General features: G+C 35.4%; 15 protein-coding genes. 12 read left to right on the forward strand and 3 right to left on the reverse strand.

Features of this window, described 5'->3' with window-relative positions; all coding sequences use genetic code 11:
• Nucleotides 1-3: 3 nt before the first annotated feature.
• Nucleotides 4-642: an endonuclease III gene (nth, locus tag J3T98_RS08625; RefSeq protein ID WP_065562913.1), complete on the reverse strand. Its 639-nt coding sequence runs from the start codon at nt 640-642 to the stop codon at nt 4-6.
• Between the two features lie 256 nt (nt 643-898).
• Here nth and putP point away from each other — a divergent pair, with 256 nt between their 5' ends.
• The 11 genes from putP (at nt 899) to adk (ending at nt 12,003) form a co-directional block, all read left to right on the forward strand.
• Nucleotides 899-2,386, forward strand: a complete 1,488-nt coding sequence (putP, locus tag J3T98_RS08630) for a sodium/proline symporter PutP (RefSeq protein ID WP_416380637.1) — start codon at nt 899-901, stop codon at nt 2,384-2,386.
• A gap of 41 nt (nt 2,387-2,427) precedes the next feature.
• Nucleotides 2,428-3,699: a tyrosine--tRNA ligase gene (gene tyrS / locus J3T98_RS08635; RefSeq protein ID WP_218060057.1), complete on the forward strand. Its 1,272-nt coding sequence runs from the start codon at nt 2,428-2,430 to the stop codon at nt 3,697-3,699.
• A gap of 4 nt (nt 3,700-3,703) precedes the next feature.
• Nucleotides 3,704-4,570, forward strand: coding sequence for a pyridoxal kinase PdxY (pdxY, locus tag J3T98_RS08640; protein ID WP_267362634.1), 867 nt, complete (start codon nt 3,704-3,706; stop codon nt 4,568-4,570).
• Nucleotides 4,571-4,656: 86 nt separating this feature from the next.
• The gene (locus tag J3T98_RS08645; protein WP_267362635.1) at nt 4,657-5,097 is read left to right on the forward strand and encodes a helix-turn-helix domain-containing protein; all 441 of its coding nucleotides are present in this window, start codon (nt 4,657-4,659) and stop codon (nt 5,095-5,097) included.
• Between the two features lie 86 nt (nt 5,098-5,183).
• Entirely contained in the window at nt 5,184-6,293 is a 1,110-nt protein-coding gene (ispG, locus tag J3T98_RS08650; RefSeq protein WP_267362636.1) for a flavodoxin-dependent (E)-4-hydroxy-3-methylbut-2-enyl-diphosphate synthase, read from the forward strand.
• 24 nt (nt 6,294-6,317) lie between these two features.
• Nucleotides 6,318-7,595 carry a histidine--tRNA ligase gene (gene hisS, locus J3T98_RS08655; RefSeq protein ID WP_267362637.1) on the forward strand — a complete coding sequence of 426 codons (1,278 nt, stop codon included), beginning with the start codon at nt 6,318-6,320 and terminating at the stop codon, nt 7,593-7,595.
• A gap of 23 nt (nt 7,596-7,618) precedes the next feature.
• Nucleotides 7,619-8,386, forward strand: a complete 768-nt coding sequence (locus J3T98_RS08660; protein ID WP_065734950.1) for a YfgM family protein — start codon at nt 7,619-7,621, stop codon at nt 8,384-8,386.
• A gap of 26 nt (nt 8,387-8,412) precedes the next feature.
• Nucleotides 8,413-9,585 (forward strand): outer membrane protein assembly factor BamB, encoded by a 1,173-nt coding sequence (bamB, locus tag J3T98_RS08665; protein WP_267330564.1) that lies wholly within the window; start codon nt 8,413-8,415, stop codon nt 9,583-9,585.
• An 18-nt stretch (nt 9,586-9,603) separates the two neighbouring features.
• Nucleotides 9,604-11,070: a ribosome biogenesis GTPase Der gene (gene der / locus J3T98_RS08670; RefSeq protein ID WP_267362638.1), complete on the forward strand. Its 1,467-nt coding sequence runs from the start codon at nt 9,604-9,606 to the stop codon at nt 11,068-11,070.
• A 3-nt stretch (nt 11,071-11,073) separates the two neighbouring features.
• Complete coding sequence (locus tag J3T98_RS08675; RefSeq protein WP_267362639.1) at nt 11,074-11,325, forward strand: zinc-ribbon domain-containing protein; 252 nt, start codon at nt 11,074-11,076, stop codon at nt 11,323-11,325.
• 33 nt (nt 11,326-11,358) lie between these two features.
• Entirely contained in the window at nt 11,359-12,003 is a 645-nt protein-coding gene (adk, locus tag J3T98_RS08680; RefSeq protein WP_267330565.1) for an adenylate kinase, read from the forward strand.
• Between the two features lie 46 nt (nt 12,004-12,049).
• Here adk and J3T98_RS08685 read toward each other — a convergent pair whose 3' ends face one another.
• Nucleotides 12,050-13,327, reverse strand: coding sequence for a bifunctional O-acetylhomoserine aminocarboxypropyltransferase/cysteine synthase (locus J3T98_RS08685; protein WP_267337355.1), 1,278 nt, complete (start codon nt 13,325-13,327; stop codon nt 12,050-12,052).
• 67 nt (nt 13,328-13,394) lie between these two features.
• The gene (ybeD, locus tag J3T98_RS08690; RefSeq protein WP_034883735.1) at nt 13,395-13,661 is read right to left on the reverse strand and encodes a DUF493 family protein YbeD; all 267 of its coding nucleotides are present in this window, start codon (nt 13,659-13,661) and stop codon (nt 13,395-13,397) included.
• Between the two features lie 181 nt (nt 13,662-13,842).
• Between ybeD and gss the strand changes: the two genes are divergently transcribed.
• Nucleotides 13,843-15,735, forward strand: a complete 1,893-nt coding sequence (gene gss, locus J3T98_RS08695; RefSeq protein WP_220225278.1) for a bifunctional glutathionylspermidine amidase/synthase — start codon at nt 13,843-13,845, stop codon at nt 15,733-15,735.
• Nucleotides 15,736-15,878 lie beyond the last annotated feature (143 nt).

The raw sequence follows: 15,878 nt of genomic DNA on the forward strand, positions 1-15,878 counted from the left end.
TTCTTACTCTGGATAAACTTTTTCTTTAAATTCACACAAATCTTCAATAACACAAGATCCACAACGAGGTTTTCTAGCAATACACGTATATCTACCATGTAATATTAACCAATGGTGACAATTTATTTTGTACTCTTTTGGTACCACTTTTAGTAACTTCTCTTCAACTGCTTCAACGGTTTTACCTGGAGCAAAACCAGTTCGATTACTTACCCTAAATATATGTGTATCGACCGCAATAGTTGGCCAGCCGAAAGCTGTATTTAACACAACGTTGGCTGTTTTTCTACCCACACCAGGTAGCGCAATTAATGAATCAAAGTTTTCGGGGACTTGTCCTTGATATTTATCAACCAAAATCTGACAAGTTTTAATAATGTTTTCAGCTTTACTATTATATAAACCTATTGTGCGAATATAATCTTTTAATTTATCGACGCCTAACGCTAAAATTTGCTCTGCAGTGTTTGCAATCGCAAATAACGGTTTTGTAGCTTTATTAACACTAACATCTGTAGCTTGGGCTGAAAGCACAACGGCAATAAGTAGCTCGAACGGTGTTTGATACACCAATTCTGTTGTAGGATCTTTAATATGATCTTTTAGTCTTTCTAAAATTTGTATTCGTGTTGATTGTTTCACAATATATTATAAACATAAGATGGTTAATTAATATTATATACTTTTATTTTAGATTTAACCGTAGGATCTATTGAGTTTTTATAAAAGTTAAGACTATTAAAAATCTATCTATTGGAAAATAATAAAATATTTTTACTTTTGAATTGTTTTTTCTTTTTTATTTAACATTTACCTGCAGAAATCACCTGCTTTTTAGCATTGGCTTTTTGTGGTAAGCTAGCCAACTATTTTTTTATTTCATCATTCAAGGTTTATTATAAAAATGTCATTACCAATGATTGTCACCTTTGCTGTTTACATATTAGGAATGATTTCTATCGGTTTTTTTGCATTCCGTGCAACGCGAAATTTTGGTGATTACATATTAGGTGGGCGACGTATCGGTAGTGTAGTGACTGCACTTTCTGCTGGTGCTTCAGATATGAGTGGTTGGTTATTAATGGGATTGCCGGGTGCAGTCTTTTTATTTGGTATTTCACAAAGTTGGATTGCAATAGGTTTAATAATTGGAGCTTATTTAAATTGGCTTCTTATTGCGGGTAGGCTAAGAGTTTTTACTGAAATAAATCATAATTCATTAACTTTACCTGATTATTTTTCTCGTCGATTTGATGATAACAGCTCATTACTAAGAATTATTTCGGCAGTAATAATTTTAATCTTTTTCACGATTTATTGTGCTTCTGGTGTAGTTGCTGGCGCTAAATTATTTGAAAGTACATTTGGCCTTAGTTATGGCTGGGCTATGCTTGCTGGTGCAGGAGCAACCATTGCTTATACTTTTATCGGTGGTTTTTTAGCTGTCAGCTGGACAGATACTATTCAAGCTAGTTTAATGATGTTTGCATTAATTTTAACCCCAATCATGGTTATGATAAATGCTGGGGGTTTTTCAGATGCGTTGGCTAATATTCAATCATTAAATCCCGATTATACAAACATCTTTTCACATATGGATTTTATTGCCATTATCTCTTTATTAGGATGGGGACTTGGTTATTTTGGTCAGCCCCATATTTTAGCAAGGTTTATGGCTGCTGATTCACATGAAGTAATGAAAAACGCTCGTCGAATTAGTATGACATGGATGATTTTGTGTTTAGCCGGTGCTATTACAGTTGGTTTCTTTGGTATAGCTTTTTTTGCTAACAATCCAAATTTAGCTTATTTAATTGATGATGGTAAGCATGAGCGTATTTTCATCGAATTATCTAAATTACTTTTTAATCCGTGGATTGCAGGTATTTTGCTTGCAGCTATTTTAGCTGCAGTAATGAGTACTTTAAGTTGCCAATTATTAGTTTGTTCAAGTGCATTAACTGAAGATTTCTATCGAGCATTTATCAGACCAAAGGCTAAACAACGAGAATTAGTTTGGGTTGGGCGTGTTATGGTCTTATTAGTTTCAGTTATTGCTATTTTACTCGCAATAAACCCAAATAACAGTGTGCTTGATTTAGTCAGTCATGCTTGGGCAGGATTTGGAGCGGCATTTGGCCCTATTGTTGTATTTTCGGTTTTCTGGGCTCGAATGACTCGCAATGGTGCACTAGCAGGAATGATAACGGGAGCAATTACCGTTTTACTTTGGATAAATTTCAATTGGTTTAATTTGTATTCCTTGATTCCAGGTTTTTTATTTGCGTCAATAGCAATAGTTATTTTTAGTTTATTAGATAAAAAACCAAATGAAATAGTCGAAGATCATTTTGAACAAGCGTATAAAAGATATCATAATAAATAAATGTAATTAAATAGAATAGAAACGTTAATAGGTAAAATATCATGACAAAAAATGTGATCAAACAACTGCAAGAGCGTGGGCTTATTGCTCAACTTACTGATGAAAACGCGCTAATGGAATTAATCGAAAAAAATCCTATTGCGCTATATTGTGGTTTTGATCCAACAGCTGACAGTTTGCATCTTGGTCATTTAGTTCCATTACTTTGTTTAAAACGTTTTCAATTGGCTGGTCATAAACCAATTGCATTAGTTGGTGGTGCAACAGGACTAATTGGGGATCCAAGCTTCAAAGCAGTTGAACGTAAGCTTAACACTGAAGATACTGTTATTGAATGGAGTGAGAAAATCAAACAACAAGTATCGCCGTTTTTGGATTTTGAATGTGGTGATAATGCAGCTATTGTAGCCAATAACTATGATTGGTTTGGTGGCATGAATGTTTTATCTTTTTTACGGGACATTGGTAAATATTTTTCCGTCAATTCAATGATTAATAAAGAATCTGTTAAGCAACGTATTGACCGCGATGAGTCAGGTATTTCATTTACTGAGTTTTCTTATAGCTTGTTACAATCTTATGATTTTGCAAGCCTAAACAAAGCACATAATGTCGTGTTACAGATAGGTGGTTCTGATCAATGGGGTAATATTACCGCAGGTATCGATTTAACTCGTCGTTTACATCAAAAACAAGTTTATGGTTTAACCGTACCATTAATTACTAAATCGGACGGAACCAAATTTGGTAAAACTGAAAGCGGTGCAGTATGGTTAGATCCTAAAAAAACCAGCCCGTATAAATTTTATCAATTTTGGATTAATACTGCTGATGCCGATGTTTATCGTTTCCTTAAATTCTTTACATTCATGTCATTGGAAGAAATTGATGCATTGGAAGAAGAGGATAAGAATAGTGGCTTAGCCCCTAGAGCTCAATATGTACTTGCTGAGCAAGTTACTCGTTTAGTTCATGGCGAAGATGGCTTAACCGCAGCGAAACGTATCACTGAAAGTTTATTTTCTGGTAAGTTAACTGACTTATCTGAAGCTGATTTTGAGCAGTTAGCTCAAGATGGTATGCCTACATTGGCTGTTGAAGAAGAGCTAGATTTGCAACAAGCAATCGTTAATGCAGATTTTGCACCTTCAAGAGGCCAGGCAAGAACAATGATTGAATCAAATGCTATTTCTGTTAATGGTGAACGTAACTCCACAACAGATTATCGTTTTTCTAGTAGTGATAAACTCTTTAATCGTTATACATTATTGCGTCGAGGTAAAAAATACTACTGCTTACTCATTTGGAGATGATTTCATGAAAAATATTTTATCGATTCAGTCTCATGTTGTATTTGGTCATGCAGGTAATAGTGCAGCTGTATTTCCAATGCGTCGTTTGGGTGTGAATGTTTGGCCTCTAAATACGGTTCAATTTTCAAATCATACCCAGTATCGTCAATGGACTGGATCGGTAATGTCAGCATCTCATTTGGTTGATATTGCTGAAGGAATTAATGCTATTGGGGAACTAGAAAGATGTAATGCTGTATTAAGTGGATATATGGGATCTCCAGAGCAAGGTAATGCAATCATCGACATAGTTAAAAAAGTAAAAGCAGTAAATCCTGAAGCAATTTATCTTTGCGATCCAGTAATGGGACATCCTGAAAAAGGTTGTTTTGTTGCACCAGGTGTATCCGAATTTTTATGTAATATCGCTTTGCCTATTGCAGATATGATGGCTCCAAATATCTTAGAGCTAGAGGAACTTAATGGTAAACAACCAATCAGTAATGTTAATGAAGCAATTTTAGCCTGTCGTTCAATTTGTCAAAAAGGGCCTAAAGTGGTGTTAGTTAAACATTTAAGTCGCGCTGGTTATCAAAAAGATCGTTTTGAAATGTTGCTTGTAACTATGGATGAAGTTTGGCATATTGATCGCCCGTTAGTCGATTTTGGTGTTAAACAGCCAGTAGGTGTTGGTGATGTGACTAGCGGACTATTTTTAGCAAATATAATGCTTGGTAAATCAATGGTCGAAGCTTTCGAACATACTACCTCTGCAGTTTATGCTGTTATGCTTGAAACATTAAAACAAAATGAATATGAATTGCAATTGGTCGCTGCACAAAATGAAATTGAAACACCGAAACAATGGTTTAATGCAAAAAAAATTGATTAATTTTTAAAGTGTGTAAAAATATATAAAATTATGTAAAAGTAAGTTAAAAATACGTAAATTAATGAAAGGCCAAATAAGAGAGAATGATGGAAAACAATATTACTTTGGGTAAGATTCTTTCCGATTTAAGGGATAACATGGGCTTAACCCAAAAAGATATCTCTGCTCAACTTCATGTTAGAACTCAAGTTATTTCAGAAATAGAAAATAATCAGTTAGTTCATGCCCCTTATGTTCTTGTTAAAAGCTATATTCAAAACTATGCAAAAATTGTTGGTTTACCTAGTGAAGAATATCAACCTTATCTTGAGGTATTAGCAAAGCAATATTCAGTAAAACAACCTTTCAAACTTGAATCAATAGATAATAAAAAAAATCATAGTAAAAAGATTATCTTTATTGCTTTATCCATTTTTATTTTGTTATTAGGTATTGGATTATATTACGCTACTTGTCAAAACAAAAATAATTATGTTGAAGTTAGCCATTATATTTCTCCTGGCGCTTCCGATCGTGTTAACAGTTAGCAAATTTTCGAATTCACATACAGACATTTGCCCCAAATCTTGTTAAGATCGCGGCCTAGTTATTTTGTAATGTGATTAGGCATCTTATGAGTCATCAAGAATCACCAATTGTTAGGAGAGAATCTACCCGAATTTATGTCGGTGATGTGCCCATTGGCGGCGGAGCTCCAATTGCTGTTCAATCCATGACCAATACACGAACAACAGATGTAGAGAAAACAGTAGCTCAAATCCAGGCGCTTGAGCGTGTTGGTGTTGATATTGTGCGCGTTTCTATTCCCACGATGGATGCTGCTGAAGCATTTAGATTTATTAAGCAGCAAGTAAAAGTTCCCTTGATTGCCGATATTCACTTTGATTATAGAATAGCTTTAAAAGTTGCTGAATATGGTGTTAATTGTTTAAGGATTAACCCTGGTAATATTGGTAATGAATCGAGAATTCGTTCAGTTGTTGATTGTGCTAAAGATAAAAATATTTCAATACGTATTGGTGTTAATTCAGGTTCGCTAGAAAAAGATATCCAAGAAAAGTATGGTGAACCAACACCAGAAGCGATAGTTGAGTCTGCGATGCGCCATGTAGATATTCTTGATAGGCTTGATTTTGATCAATTTAAGGTAAGTGTTAAGGCGTCAGATGTTTTTACCGCAGTTGATTCGTATCGATTATTGGCAAAACAAATTAAGCAGCCTTTACATCTAGGAATAACTGAAGCCGGAGGCATTCGTACAGGTGCTGTAAAATCAGCAATTGGGCTCGGTTTATTGCTATCTGAAGGTATCGGCGATACATTAAGAGTTTCACTTGCTGCCGATCCGACGGAAGAAGTCAAAGTTGGATTTGATATTTTGAAATCTTTACGTATCCGATCTAGAGGGATTAATTTCATTGCTTGTCCAACTTGTTCAAGACAAGAATTTGATGTAATTAGTACCGTTAATACGCTAGAGCAACGACTTGAAGATATTATAACACCGATGGATGTCTCTATTATTGGCTGTGTTGTTAATGGTCCAGGTGAAGCATTAGCTTCCACAATGGGTGTTGCTGGTGGGCACAATAAAAGCGGTTTTTATGAAGATGGTGTGCGCATAGGGCGTATAGATAATGAAAAAATGATAGATGAGTTGGAAGCTAAAATACGGGCTAAAGCCTTAATTTTGAAAAATAGAATAGCAACCACTGAACTATAATCTTATTAGATAGCGAATAAAAATATGACTGAAAAAAAAATCCAATCAATACGGGGAATGAATGATTTACTCCCGAGTGATAGTGCAACATGGCAACAAATTGAAAAAATTGTCAAAGGTGTGCTAAATAGTTACGGTTATAATGAAATTAGAACCCCAATTGTTGAAGATACTGGATTATTTAAACGAGCAGTTGGTGAAGTGACAGATATCGTTGAAAAAGAGATGTATACTTTTAACGACCGTAATGATGAAAGTCTCACTCTACGCCCAGAAATTACAGCAGGTTGTGTTCGTGCAGGAATTGAACATGGACTGTTTTATAATCAAGAGCAGCGCTTATGGTATTTAGGGCCTGCATTTCGTTATGAAAAACCTCAAAAAGGGCGTTATCGCCAATTCCACCAATTTGGTGTTGAAGTATTTGGCCTTGAAGGACCGAATATTGATGCAGAGCTTATATTATTAACCGCTCGTTTTTGGAAAGCTCTTGGTATTGAAAAGCATACTATACTTGAACTCAATTCTATTGGCTCAGTTGAAGCTAGATCCAATTACCGTAACGCGTTAGTTAGCTTCTTAGAACAACATAAAGATAAATTAGATGAAGACTGTTTACGTAGAATGTATACTAATCCATTACGTGTGTTAGATTCAAAAAATCCTGTTGTACAAGAATTGCTTAATCAGGCGCCAAAATTATTTGATTATTTAGATGAAGAATCTAAAAATCATTTTGATGGGTTATGTCATTTATTGGACAACGCAGGAATAAAATATAATATTAATCAAAGATTAGTTCGTGGTTTAGATTATTATAATCGAACTGTTTTTGAATGGGTTACTACCAGTTTAGGTGCTCAAGGTACCGTGTGTGGTGGAGGGCGCTATGATGGGCTTGTTAGTCAGCTTGGTGGACAACCAACCCCTGCTGTAGGTTTTGCCATGGGAGTTGAGCGTTTAGTATTGCTTGTACAAGCGGTTAACCCTTCTTTAAATCGTGACAACTCGATTGATATTTATATGATATCTTCTGGTGATGAGCAAACAATATCTGCTGCACAAAGAACGGCGGAAACATTACGTGATGGTTTACCTGATAGAAGAATTGTTACAAATTACGGTAGTAGTAATTTTAAGAAACAATTTGCCAAAGCTGACAAATTAGGTGCTAAAATAGCTGTAATCATTGGCGAAAATGAAATTGCCAATCAAACAGTAACAATTAAAAATTTACAAACAGGCGAACAAGTTGAAGTTGCACAAAAAGAGATTGTTCAAACGTGTTTGGCAATATTGTAAGTTAAGGAAAATAGGAGAAAAACGTGAGTTATCAATTATCTGGCGAAGAACAAGTTTCAGAGATAAAAGAATTTCTTGCTAAAACGTGGAAAATCATTGTTGCAGTTATAGTAATTGGATTACTAGCTTTTTATGGCTGGCGTTACTGGCAATCTTACAAATTAGAAAAAACGATTGAATCTTCCGAACGGTATGAACAATTAATAGCTAATTTAGACAAAAATAATCCAGATTCAGTAAATGAATTAGTCTCTTTCGCGGAGAGTGATAATACTATTTATAGTGTTTTTGCTAATTTAAAAGCAGCTAAATTTTACGTTGAAGAATTGAAAGATTATCCAAAAGCTGAAAAGTTACTCACTGATTCATTAAGTAAAACTGATTCAGAAGTTATTAAATCAATCAGTTATATTCGTATTGCAAAAATACAATATCAACTTGAACGTTATCAGGATGTTTTAGCGACCTTAAATAAGGTAACTGAAAAAAGTTGGGTACCTGTAGTTAATGATATTCGTGGTGATGCCTATATGAAATTGAATAATTATGCTGAAGCTGTTGCGGCTTATAATGTTGCATTAGCTCCTGCTCCAGCTGATCAATCAGGGGAAAATTATTCTAAAGCTTCATTGCCTACAGAACAATTAGATAAAAATATCAAAATGAAGTTAAATCAGGCTCAATATCTTAAAGATAAGCAACAAGCTGAACAAGAAGCTCAAGCCGCCAAAGATAAAGCAAAGCAAGAAGCAGAAGCTAACGTAAATGCAGCGCAAGAAAATAAAAATTAATTTATCCTGATATAAGGGTTTATACAATGAAGTTAACAAAATGTCTTTCTATTAGTGTTTTTATGTTTTCACTTGCTGGATGTTCATTGTTTGGTGGAGAAGAAGAGATAGTACAAGTATCACCTTCGCCGAAAGTAAGTAACCAATTTTCAATAAAAGAAGTATGGCGAAATAGTACATCAGGCAATACACATATTTATTCATTATTAGGTCCTATTAATTATGATAATGCTATTTATGCTGCTAGCCGAAGCGGACAAGTTAAAGCTATTGATCTATTAAATGGTCATACAATATGGGATAAAAATTTATCAAAAAGTACATTATTTAGCAGCAAAACAGCGCTATTTTCTGGCGGTGTAAGTGCTGATGATAAATATGTATATGTTGGTAGTGAACGTGCTGTTGTATATGCTTTAGATCGTAATGATGGTAATGTTATTTGGGAAAAACCAGTAAAAGGCGAAGTACTTGCTCGTCCTATTTCTTCAGAAGATAAACTCATTGTTTATACCGCAAGTGGTAATTTACAAGCTTTGAATCGTAATACCGGCGAGGATGTATGGGATGTAATGCTTGAAGTTCCACCTCTTTCATTAAGAGGTAATTCTACCCCAACAATTGCACATGGTGCAGCAATACTTGGTGATGATACTGGTCATGTAAATGCTTACTACTTAAACGATGGACAACTGATTTGGCAACAACGTATTTCACAACCTAGTGGATCAACTGAAATTGCAAAATTGAATGATGTTGATTCAACCCCTGTTATCGAAGGTAATTTAGCTTATGCAATTGGGTACAATGGTAATGTTGTAGCACTTGACTTAAGTAATGGTCAGATTGTATGGCGTAAAGAGATGGGGTCTACGCATAGTTTTGCAGTTGATAGTCAACATTTATTTGTTGTAGATCAAGATGATAATGTACAAGCCGTCAGCAAAAATGGTGGTACAGTACTATGGACTCAAGCTGATTTGTTACATCGTCAATTAACCGATCCTGTTTTATATGAAAACTATATTGTTCTTGGTGATTTTGAAGGTTATCTATATTGGTTAAGTAAAGATAACGGTGAAGTCGTTGCTAAAACACAAGTTAGTAGTAGTGGATTGATTTCGAAACCATTAGTTGTCGACAATAAAGTTATTGTCCAAGCTAAAAATGGTGATATTTACGCATTCACAAAAAATTAAGGTAATTAGAGAAAAAATATGGTACCTGTTGTCGCACTAGTTGGTCGTCCGAATGTAGGAAAGTCGACTTTATTCAATCGATTAACTCGAACTCGAGACGCCTTAGTAGCTGATTTTCCGGGATTAACTCGTGACCGTAAATACGGACGAGCAGAAATCAAAGGGCATGAATATATAGTCATTGATACTGGTGGTATTGATGGCACCGAAGATGGGGTTGAAAGCTTTATGGCGGAACAATCCCTACAAGCAATTGAAGAAGCAGACATTGTCCTTTTTTTAGTTGATGCAAGAGCTGGTGCTATGCCTGCTGATCATGCAATTGCTAAGCATCTTCGCGCTCGTGAAAAAGCAACATTTTTAGTTGCTAATAAAATTGATGGTATTGATGCAGATAGCGCAATATCTGATTTTTATAGTTTAGGATTAGGGGACATTCATCCGATTGCAGCAAGTCATGGTCGTGGTGTAAATGTTTTAATTGAAACTGTACTCGATCCTATTTTCCATTTTGAAGATGATCAGCATGAAATCATATCAAATGATTCAGAAGATGAAGAGCTTCCTGAATCTTATGATGACATTGAAGATGAAGCTGACTCACTCATCAACCAGCCAATCAAAGTTGCTATTGTTGGAAGACCAAATGTAGGTAAGTCAACACTAACTAATCGAATTTTTGGTGAGGAGAGGGTTGTCGTTTATGATATGCCCGGCACAACACGCGATAGTATTTATATCCCCATGACGCGTGATGATCGTGAATATATCTTGATAGATACAGCAGGAGTTCGTAAACGAGGTAAAGTAACAGAAACCGTTGAAAAATTCTCTGTTATTAAAACCCTGCAAGCGATAGAAGATGCTAATGTTGTTATTTTAGTAATAGATGCTCGAGAAGGCATATCTGATCAAGATTTGTCCTTGCTTGGTTTCATTATTAATAGTGGGCGCTCACTTGTTATTGCAGTCAATAAGTGGGATGGTTTATCACAAGATATCAAAGAGCAAGTAAAAACGACGTTAGATGATCGGCTTGATTTTATCGATTTTGCTCGTTTACATTTTATATCTGCACTTCATGGCAGTGGTGTAGGAAACTTATTTGACTCGATCCAAGAAGCATATGATTGTGCGACACGTCGTGTTAATACTGCATTATTAACCAAAATCATGCAAATGGCACAAGATGACCATCAGCCACCATTAGTGAGAGGGCGTCGAGTAAAATTAAAATATGCTCATGCAGGTGGATACAACCCACCAATTGTTGTTATTCATGGTAATCAGGTTGAAGATTTACCTGATTCTTATAAACGCTATTTAATGAATTATTTTAGACGCTCATTAAAAATTATGGGATCACCAATACGAATTCAATTTAAAGAAGGCGCAAATCCATTTGAAGGCCGAAAAAATAGTTTGACGGCTTCCCAACAACGTAAACGTCGTCGATTAATGAAACATGTACGGGGGCGTAAATAACGTATGACAACAAAAAAGAGTACTGATGAGGGGCAAGAAGGTATTTGTCCGAAATGCCATAATAAAATGGACATTGTGTCGCCACAACATTATGACTGTCCTCATTGCAAGCAACATTATCTAGAACAGTATATCTGTCCAATTTGTCAGCAAAGTGCTCAAATAGTTAAAGGTTGTGGTGCTATAAACTACATTTGTCACACTGATGGCTTAATCTCCAGCAGTAAAGTGATATTTCATTATTTACCAGAATAGAAATTTATATTTAAAGCCATAAGAGGTTATTTTATGCGAATTATTTTGTTAGGCGCACCAGGGGCAGGAAAAGGAACTCAAGCTCAATTTATTATGCAAAAATATGGCATTCCCCAAATTTCAACGGGTGATATGTTGCGTGCAGCGGTAAAAGCAGGTAGCCCACTAGGTCTACAAGCAAAAGAGCTTATGGATAATGGTAAGCTTGTTACTGATGAGTTAGTTATTGCTTTAGTTAAAGAGCGTATTGCACAAAGCGACTGTGAAAAAGGCTTTTTATTAGATGGTTTTCCTCGCACAGTTCCACAAGCGGATGCAATGAAAGAAGCCGGAATTAATGTAGATTATGTGCTTGAATTTGATGTACCTGATGAAGTTATTATTGATCGTATGAGTGGTCGCCGTATTCATGCTGGTTCAGGACGTGTATATCATATTCGTCATAATCCGCCGAAAGTGGAAAATATTGATGACGTAACGGGTGAACCATTGACTATCCGTAAAGATGATAATGAAGAGATTGTTCGTAAACGTCTTGTTGAATATCATGATTTAACTAAACCTTTAGTTAACTATTATCAACATGAAGCGAAAGAAGGGCGAACTAAATATTACCGCATTGATGGAACACAAGCTGTTTCAGCTGTGACTAATGAATTAACTAAAATTTTAGGTTAATTTTTAAAAAGAGGGATGATACTCATCCCTCATATTATCAAATTTATTATTTAGCAGAGTTAAGTGCTTGCTCTAAATCTTCAATAATATCATCGATATGTTCAATACCAATTGATAAACGTATCATTTCTTGGCTTACACCAGCTTTTTGCAATTCTTCATCATTGAGTTGCCTATGCGTAGTTGATGCTGGGTGACAAGCTAATGAACGCGTATCGCCAATATTGACTAAACGAATAATCAATTTTAAGGCATCAATAAATTTTGCACCAGCTTGCTTTCCTCCTTTAATGCCAAAAGACAAAATCCCGGCAGGTAATCCATTATCCATTTGTTTTACGGCTAGATGATGTTCTGGATGATCAATAAGCCCAGCATAATTGACCCACTCAACTTGAGGATGTGAAGCCAAATACTTAGCAACTTTAAGTGTATTTTGGCAGTGACGTTCAATACGTAAAGAGAGTGTTTCAAGGCCTTGCAATAATAAGAACGTATTAAATGGCGATAAAGCTGCTCCCATATTTCTAAGAGGTATTACTCGACAACGTGCAATATAAGCTGCATCACCAAAGCTTTCAGTATAAGAAACACCATGATAAGAAGGGTCTGGTTGGTTTAACATAGGATACTTATCGGCATGCTCTTTCCAACGAAATTTACCAGAATCAACTATCATTCCACCTAAACTATTGCCATGCCCACCGATATATTTAGTTAATGAATGTACAACTATATCAGCGCCAAATTCAAATGGTCGGCAAAGAGCAGGGCTGGCAACTGTATTATCAACAATTAATGGTATACCATGCCGATGGGCAATATCAGCAAGTGCAGTCAAATCAACAAGGTTACCAGCCGGATTACCTATACTTTCACAGTATATGGCTTTAGTTTTGTCATCAATTTGGTTTTCGATAGCGTTTAGATCATTGTGTGGTGCAAATTTAGTTGTAATACCAAAATTAGGCAATGTATGAGCAAGTAAATTATATGTGCCACCATAGAGTTTAGACACAGAAACAATATTTTCACCAGCAAATGTGATGGCTTGTATTGCGTAAGTAATAGCAGCCATACCAGATGCTACCGCAAGAGCGCCTATACCACCTTCAAGAGCAGCAACACGTGCTTCGAGTACTGCATTTGTTGGATTTGTTATTCGAGTATAAATATTCCCCGCGACTTTTAAATCGAATAAATCGGCACCATGTTGTGTGTCATCAAAAGCATAAGATGTCGTTTGATATATGGGAACAGCGACGGAGTGAGTGGTTGGTTCAGGAGTATAGCCTGCGTGCAAAACAATTGTTTCTGGTTTCATATAAGAGCCTCATATTTACAACTATAAGACTCTTATTTTGTGCAAAAAATTACCAAAAAGTAAAGAATTATAAAACCATTCTCACTATATCTATTTCACCTAATTCTTTGTATAAACTTTCCACCTGATCAATATGTGTTGCATTAATCGTAATTGAAACAGAATGATAATTACCTTTACTACTTGGTTTAATCGACGGTGTATAATCTCCAGGCGCATGGCGCTGAATAACTGACACCACTTTATCAACTAATTCAGGTTTTGCTTCACCCATTACTTTATAAGTAAAAGAACAAGGGAAATCTAATAATTCATTTAATTTTGTTTGTTGCATAATAGTCTTTTTCTCGTTTTATCAATATAACTACTAACTTTTGCTAATATATATAGTCAATTTATTATTCTTCAAGCCATAAACATCACTTTTTAAAGCTTATAATTTGATCTATGATAAGTAAATTCTAACATAGCTTAGTAAAACCTACCTTACTATTATTCTAAAAGGCTAAAATAACATGTCATCCCAATCCGCTAATAAAGAACCTTTTGGTACATTACTTGGTTATGCACCAGGTGGTGTCGCAATTTATTCATCTGATTATGAAACATTAGATCCTGAACAATTTCCTAATGATGCTTCATTTCGAAGCTATTCTGGTCATGAGTATATGGGGTATAAGTGGCAATGTGTTGAATTTGCTAGAAGATTTTTATTTTTAAATTATGGTATTGTTTTTACTGATGTTGGCATGGCACATGAAATTTTCTCATTAAGGTTTCTTCGCCAGGTTATCAATGAAGCAATTTTACCATTACAAGCATTTGCTAACGGCAGTAAAAAAATGCCAGAAGCAGGAGCATTATTAATATGGGATGATGGCGGTATATTTGATAGAACAGGCCATGTTGCTATTGTTACTGAAGTTTTTGATAATAAAATTCGAATTGCGGAACAAAATGTTATCCATACCCGACTTCCTATTGGTCAGCAATGGACGCGTGAGTTGGAGATGACCGTATCTGATGATGGTTTTTATTTACATGATACTTTTGATGATACAAAAATTTTAGGTTGGATGATTCAAACAGATAATACACTTTATAGCCTACCACAACCTGAAGTTAATAAGCACTTACTCGATATCCACAGCGTACACATTGAAAATCATGGTCAATTTGATGGCAAATGGCTAAACGAAAACGATCCATTAGAAAGCGCTTATGTGTCAGCAACTGGCCATGCTATTAGTCATGATGATCAATATCGCTATTTCACTATTTCTGAAAGTGCAGAACAGGAACTTATTCGTGCCACAAATGAACTTCATTTAATGTATTTACATGCTACAGATAAAGTATTAAAAGATGACAATTTATTATGCAATTTCAATATTCCTGAAATTCTTTGGCCTAGACTTCGGTTATCTTGGCAGCAACGGCGTTATCAAATGATCACTGGCCGATTAGATTTTTGTATGGATGAGAGAGGCTTTAAAGTTTATGAATACAATGCTGATTCTGCATCATGTCATACCGAAGCTGGAAAAATATTGGAAAATTGGGCAATCCAAGCCGAATTAAATGTTGGGGTAAACCCGAGTGCAGGATTACTCAATGCTTTAGCTAGTTGTTGGAAGCATAGCGACGCAAAAGCATTTGTACACATTATGCAAGATAATGACAATGAGGAAAATTATCATGCACTATTTATGCAAAAGGCCCTGACCCAAGCTGGATTTAAAAGTAAAATTTTACGAGGACTAACCGGGCTAAGATGGGATAAACGCGGACGTTTAGTTGATGATGAAGATCGTCAAGTTACCTGTGTCTGGAAAACGTGGGCATGGGAAACTGTACTTGAACAATTACGCCAAGAAAGTGAAGCACAAGTAGCAGGATTGCCGATTCGAACATGGCATCCTGAAAATGCGGTTAGATTAATTGATGTATTGCTGCGGCCTGAGGTATCTGTTTTTGAGCCTTTATGGACTGTAATCCCAAGTAATAAAGCTATTTTACCTGTATTATGGTCTCTATTTCCGAATCATCGTTATTTGCTTGAATCTACATTTGAACTTAATGACAACTTAATCAAAAAAGGCTACGCAATTAAGCCTATTGCCGGGCGGAGAGGTAGTGATATTGAGTTAGTTGGTAGTCATGAACAAGTGTTGGATAAAACTGTTGGACGATTTGCAAAACAGGAAAATATTTATCAAGAATTATGGTGTTTGCCAAAAGTTGATGATCGTTATTTGCAAGTTTGTACTTTCACCGTTGGTGGTCATTATGGAGGAGCGTGTTTACGTTCTGATCCTTCTTTGGTTATAAGAGGAGAAAGTGATATGCAACCACTACGAGTGTTAACGGATGAAGAATTTTTAAAACAAAAATCAAAAAAAAGTTGAGGAACGGGGTTTTTGAGGTCTAATTTAACAATTTAGTCATTAATTAGTTGAATATTTATAGCTTAAATCATTATAAAGAATTAAATATGACAAAAAAATCATATTATCTTTTGGGTTAACAATGACAACAACTTGCTATTTCT

Origin of the sequence: Gilliamella sp. B2772, from assembly GCF_026536985.1 — a bacterium.
Lineage (GTDB): Bacteria > Pseudomonadota > Gammaproteobacteria > Enterobacterales > Orbaceae > Gilliamella > Gilliamella apicola_E.

Bases quoted from the DNA above. Each gene is read 5' to 3' on its own strand.
- ybeD (WP_034883735.1), bottom strand. From the start codon at position 13,661: ATGCAACAAACAAAATTAAATGAATTATTAGATTTCCCTTGTTCTTTT.
- hisS (WP_267362637.1), top strand. From the start codon at position 6,318: ATGACTGAAAAAAAAATCCAATCAATACGGGGAATGAATGATTTACTC.
- J3T98_RS08685 (WP_267337355.1), bottom strand. From the start codon at position 13,327: ATGAAACCAGAAACAATTGTTTTGCACGCAGGCTATACTCCTGAACCA.
- tyrS (WP_218060057.1), top strand. From the start codon at position 2,428: ATGACAAAAAATGTGATCAAACAACTGCAAGAGCGTGGGCTTATTGCT.
- der (WP_267362638.1), top strand. From the start codon at position 9,604: ATGGTACCTGTTGTCGCACTAGTTGGTCGTCCGAATGTAGGAAAGTCG.
- pdxY (WP_267362634.1), top strand. From the start codon at position 3,704: ATGAAAAATATTTTATCGATTCAGTCTCATGTTGTATTTGGTCATGCA.
- gss (WP_220225278.1), top strand. From the start codon at position 13,843: ATGTCATCCCAATCCGCTAATAAAGAACCTTTTGGTACATTACTTGGT.
- bamB (WP_267330564.1), top strand. From the start codon at position 8,413: ATGAAGTTAACAAAATGTCTTTCTATTAGTGTTTTTATGTTTTCACTT.
- J3T98_RS08645 (WP_267362635.1), top strand. From the start codon at position 4,657: ATGGAAAACAATATTACTTTGGGTAAGATTCTTTCCGATTTAAGGGAT.
- J3T98_RS08675 (WP_267362639.1), top strand. From the start codon at position 11,074: ATGACAACAAAAAAGAGTACTGATGAGGGGCAAGAAGGTATTTGTCCG.
- adk (WP_267330565.1), top strand. From the start codon at position 11,359: ATGCGAATTATTTTGTTAGGCGCACCAGGGGCAGGAAAAGGAACTCAA.
- ispG (WP_267362636.1), top strand. From the start codon at position 5,184: ATGAGTCATCAAGAATCACCAATTGTTAGGAGAGAATCTACCCGAATT.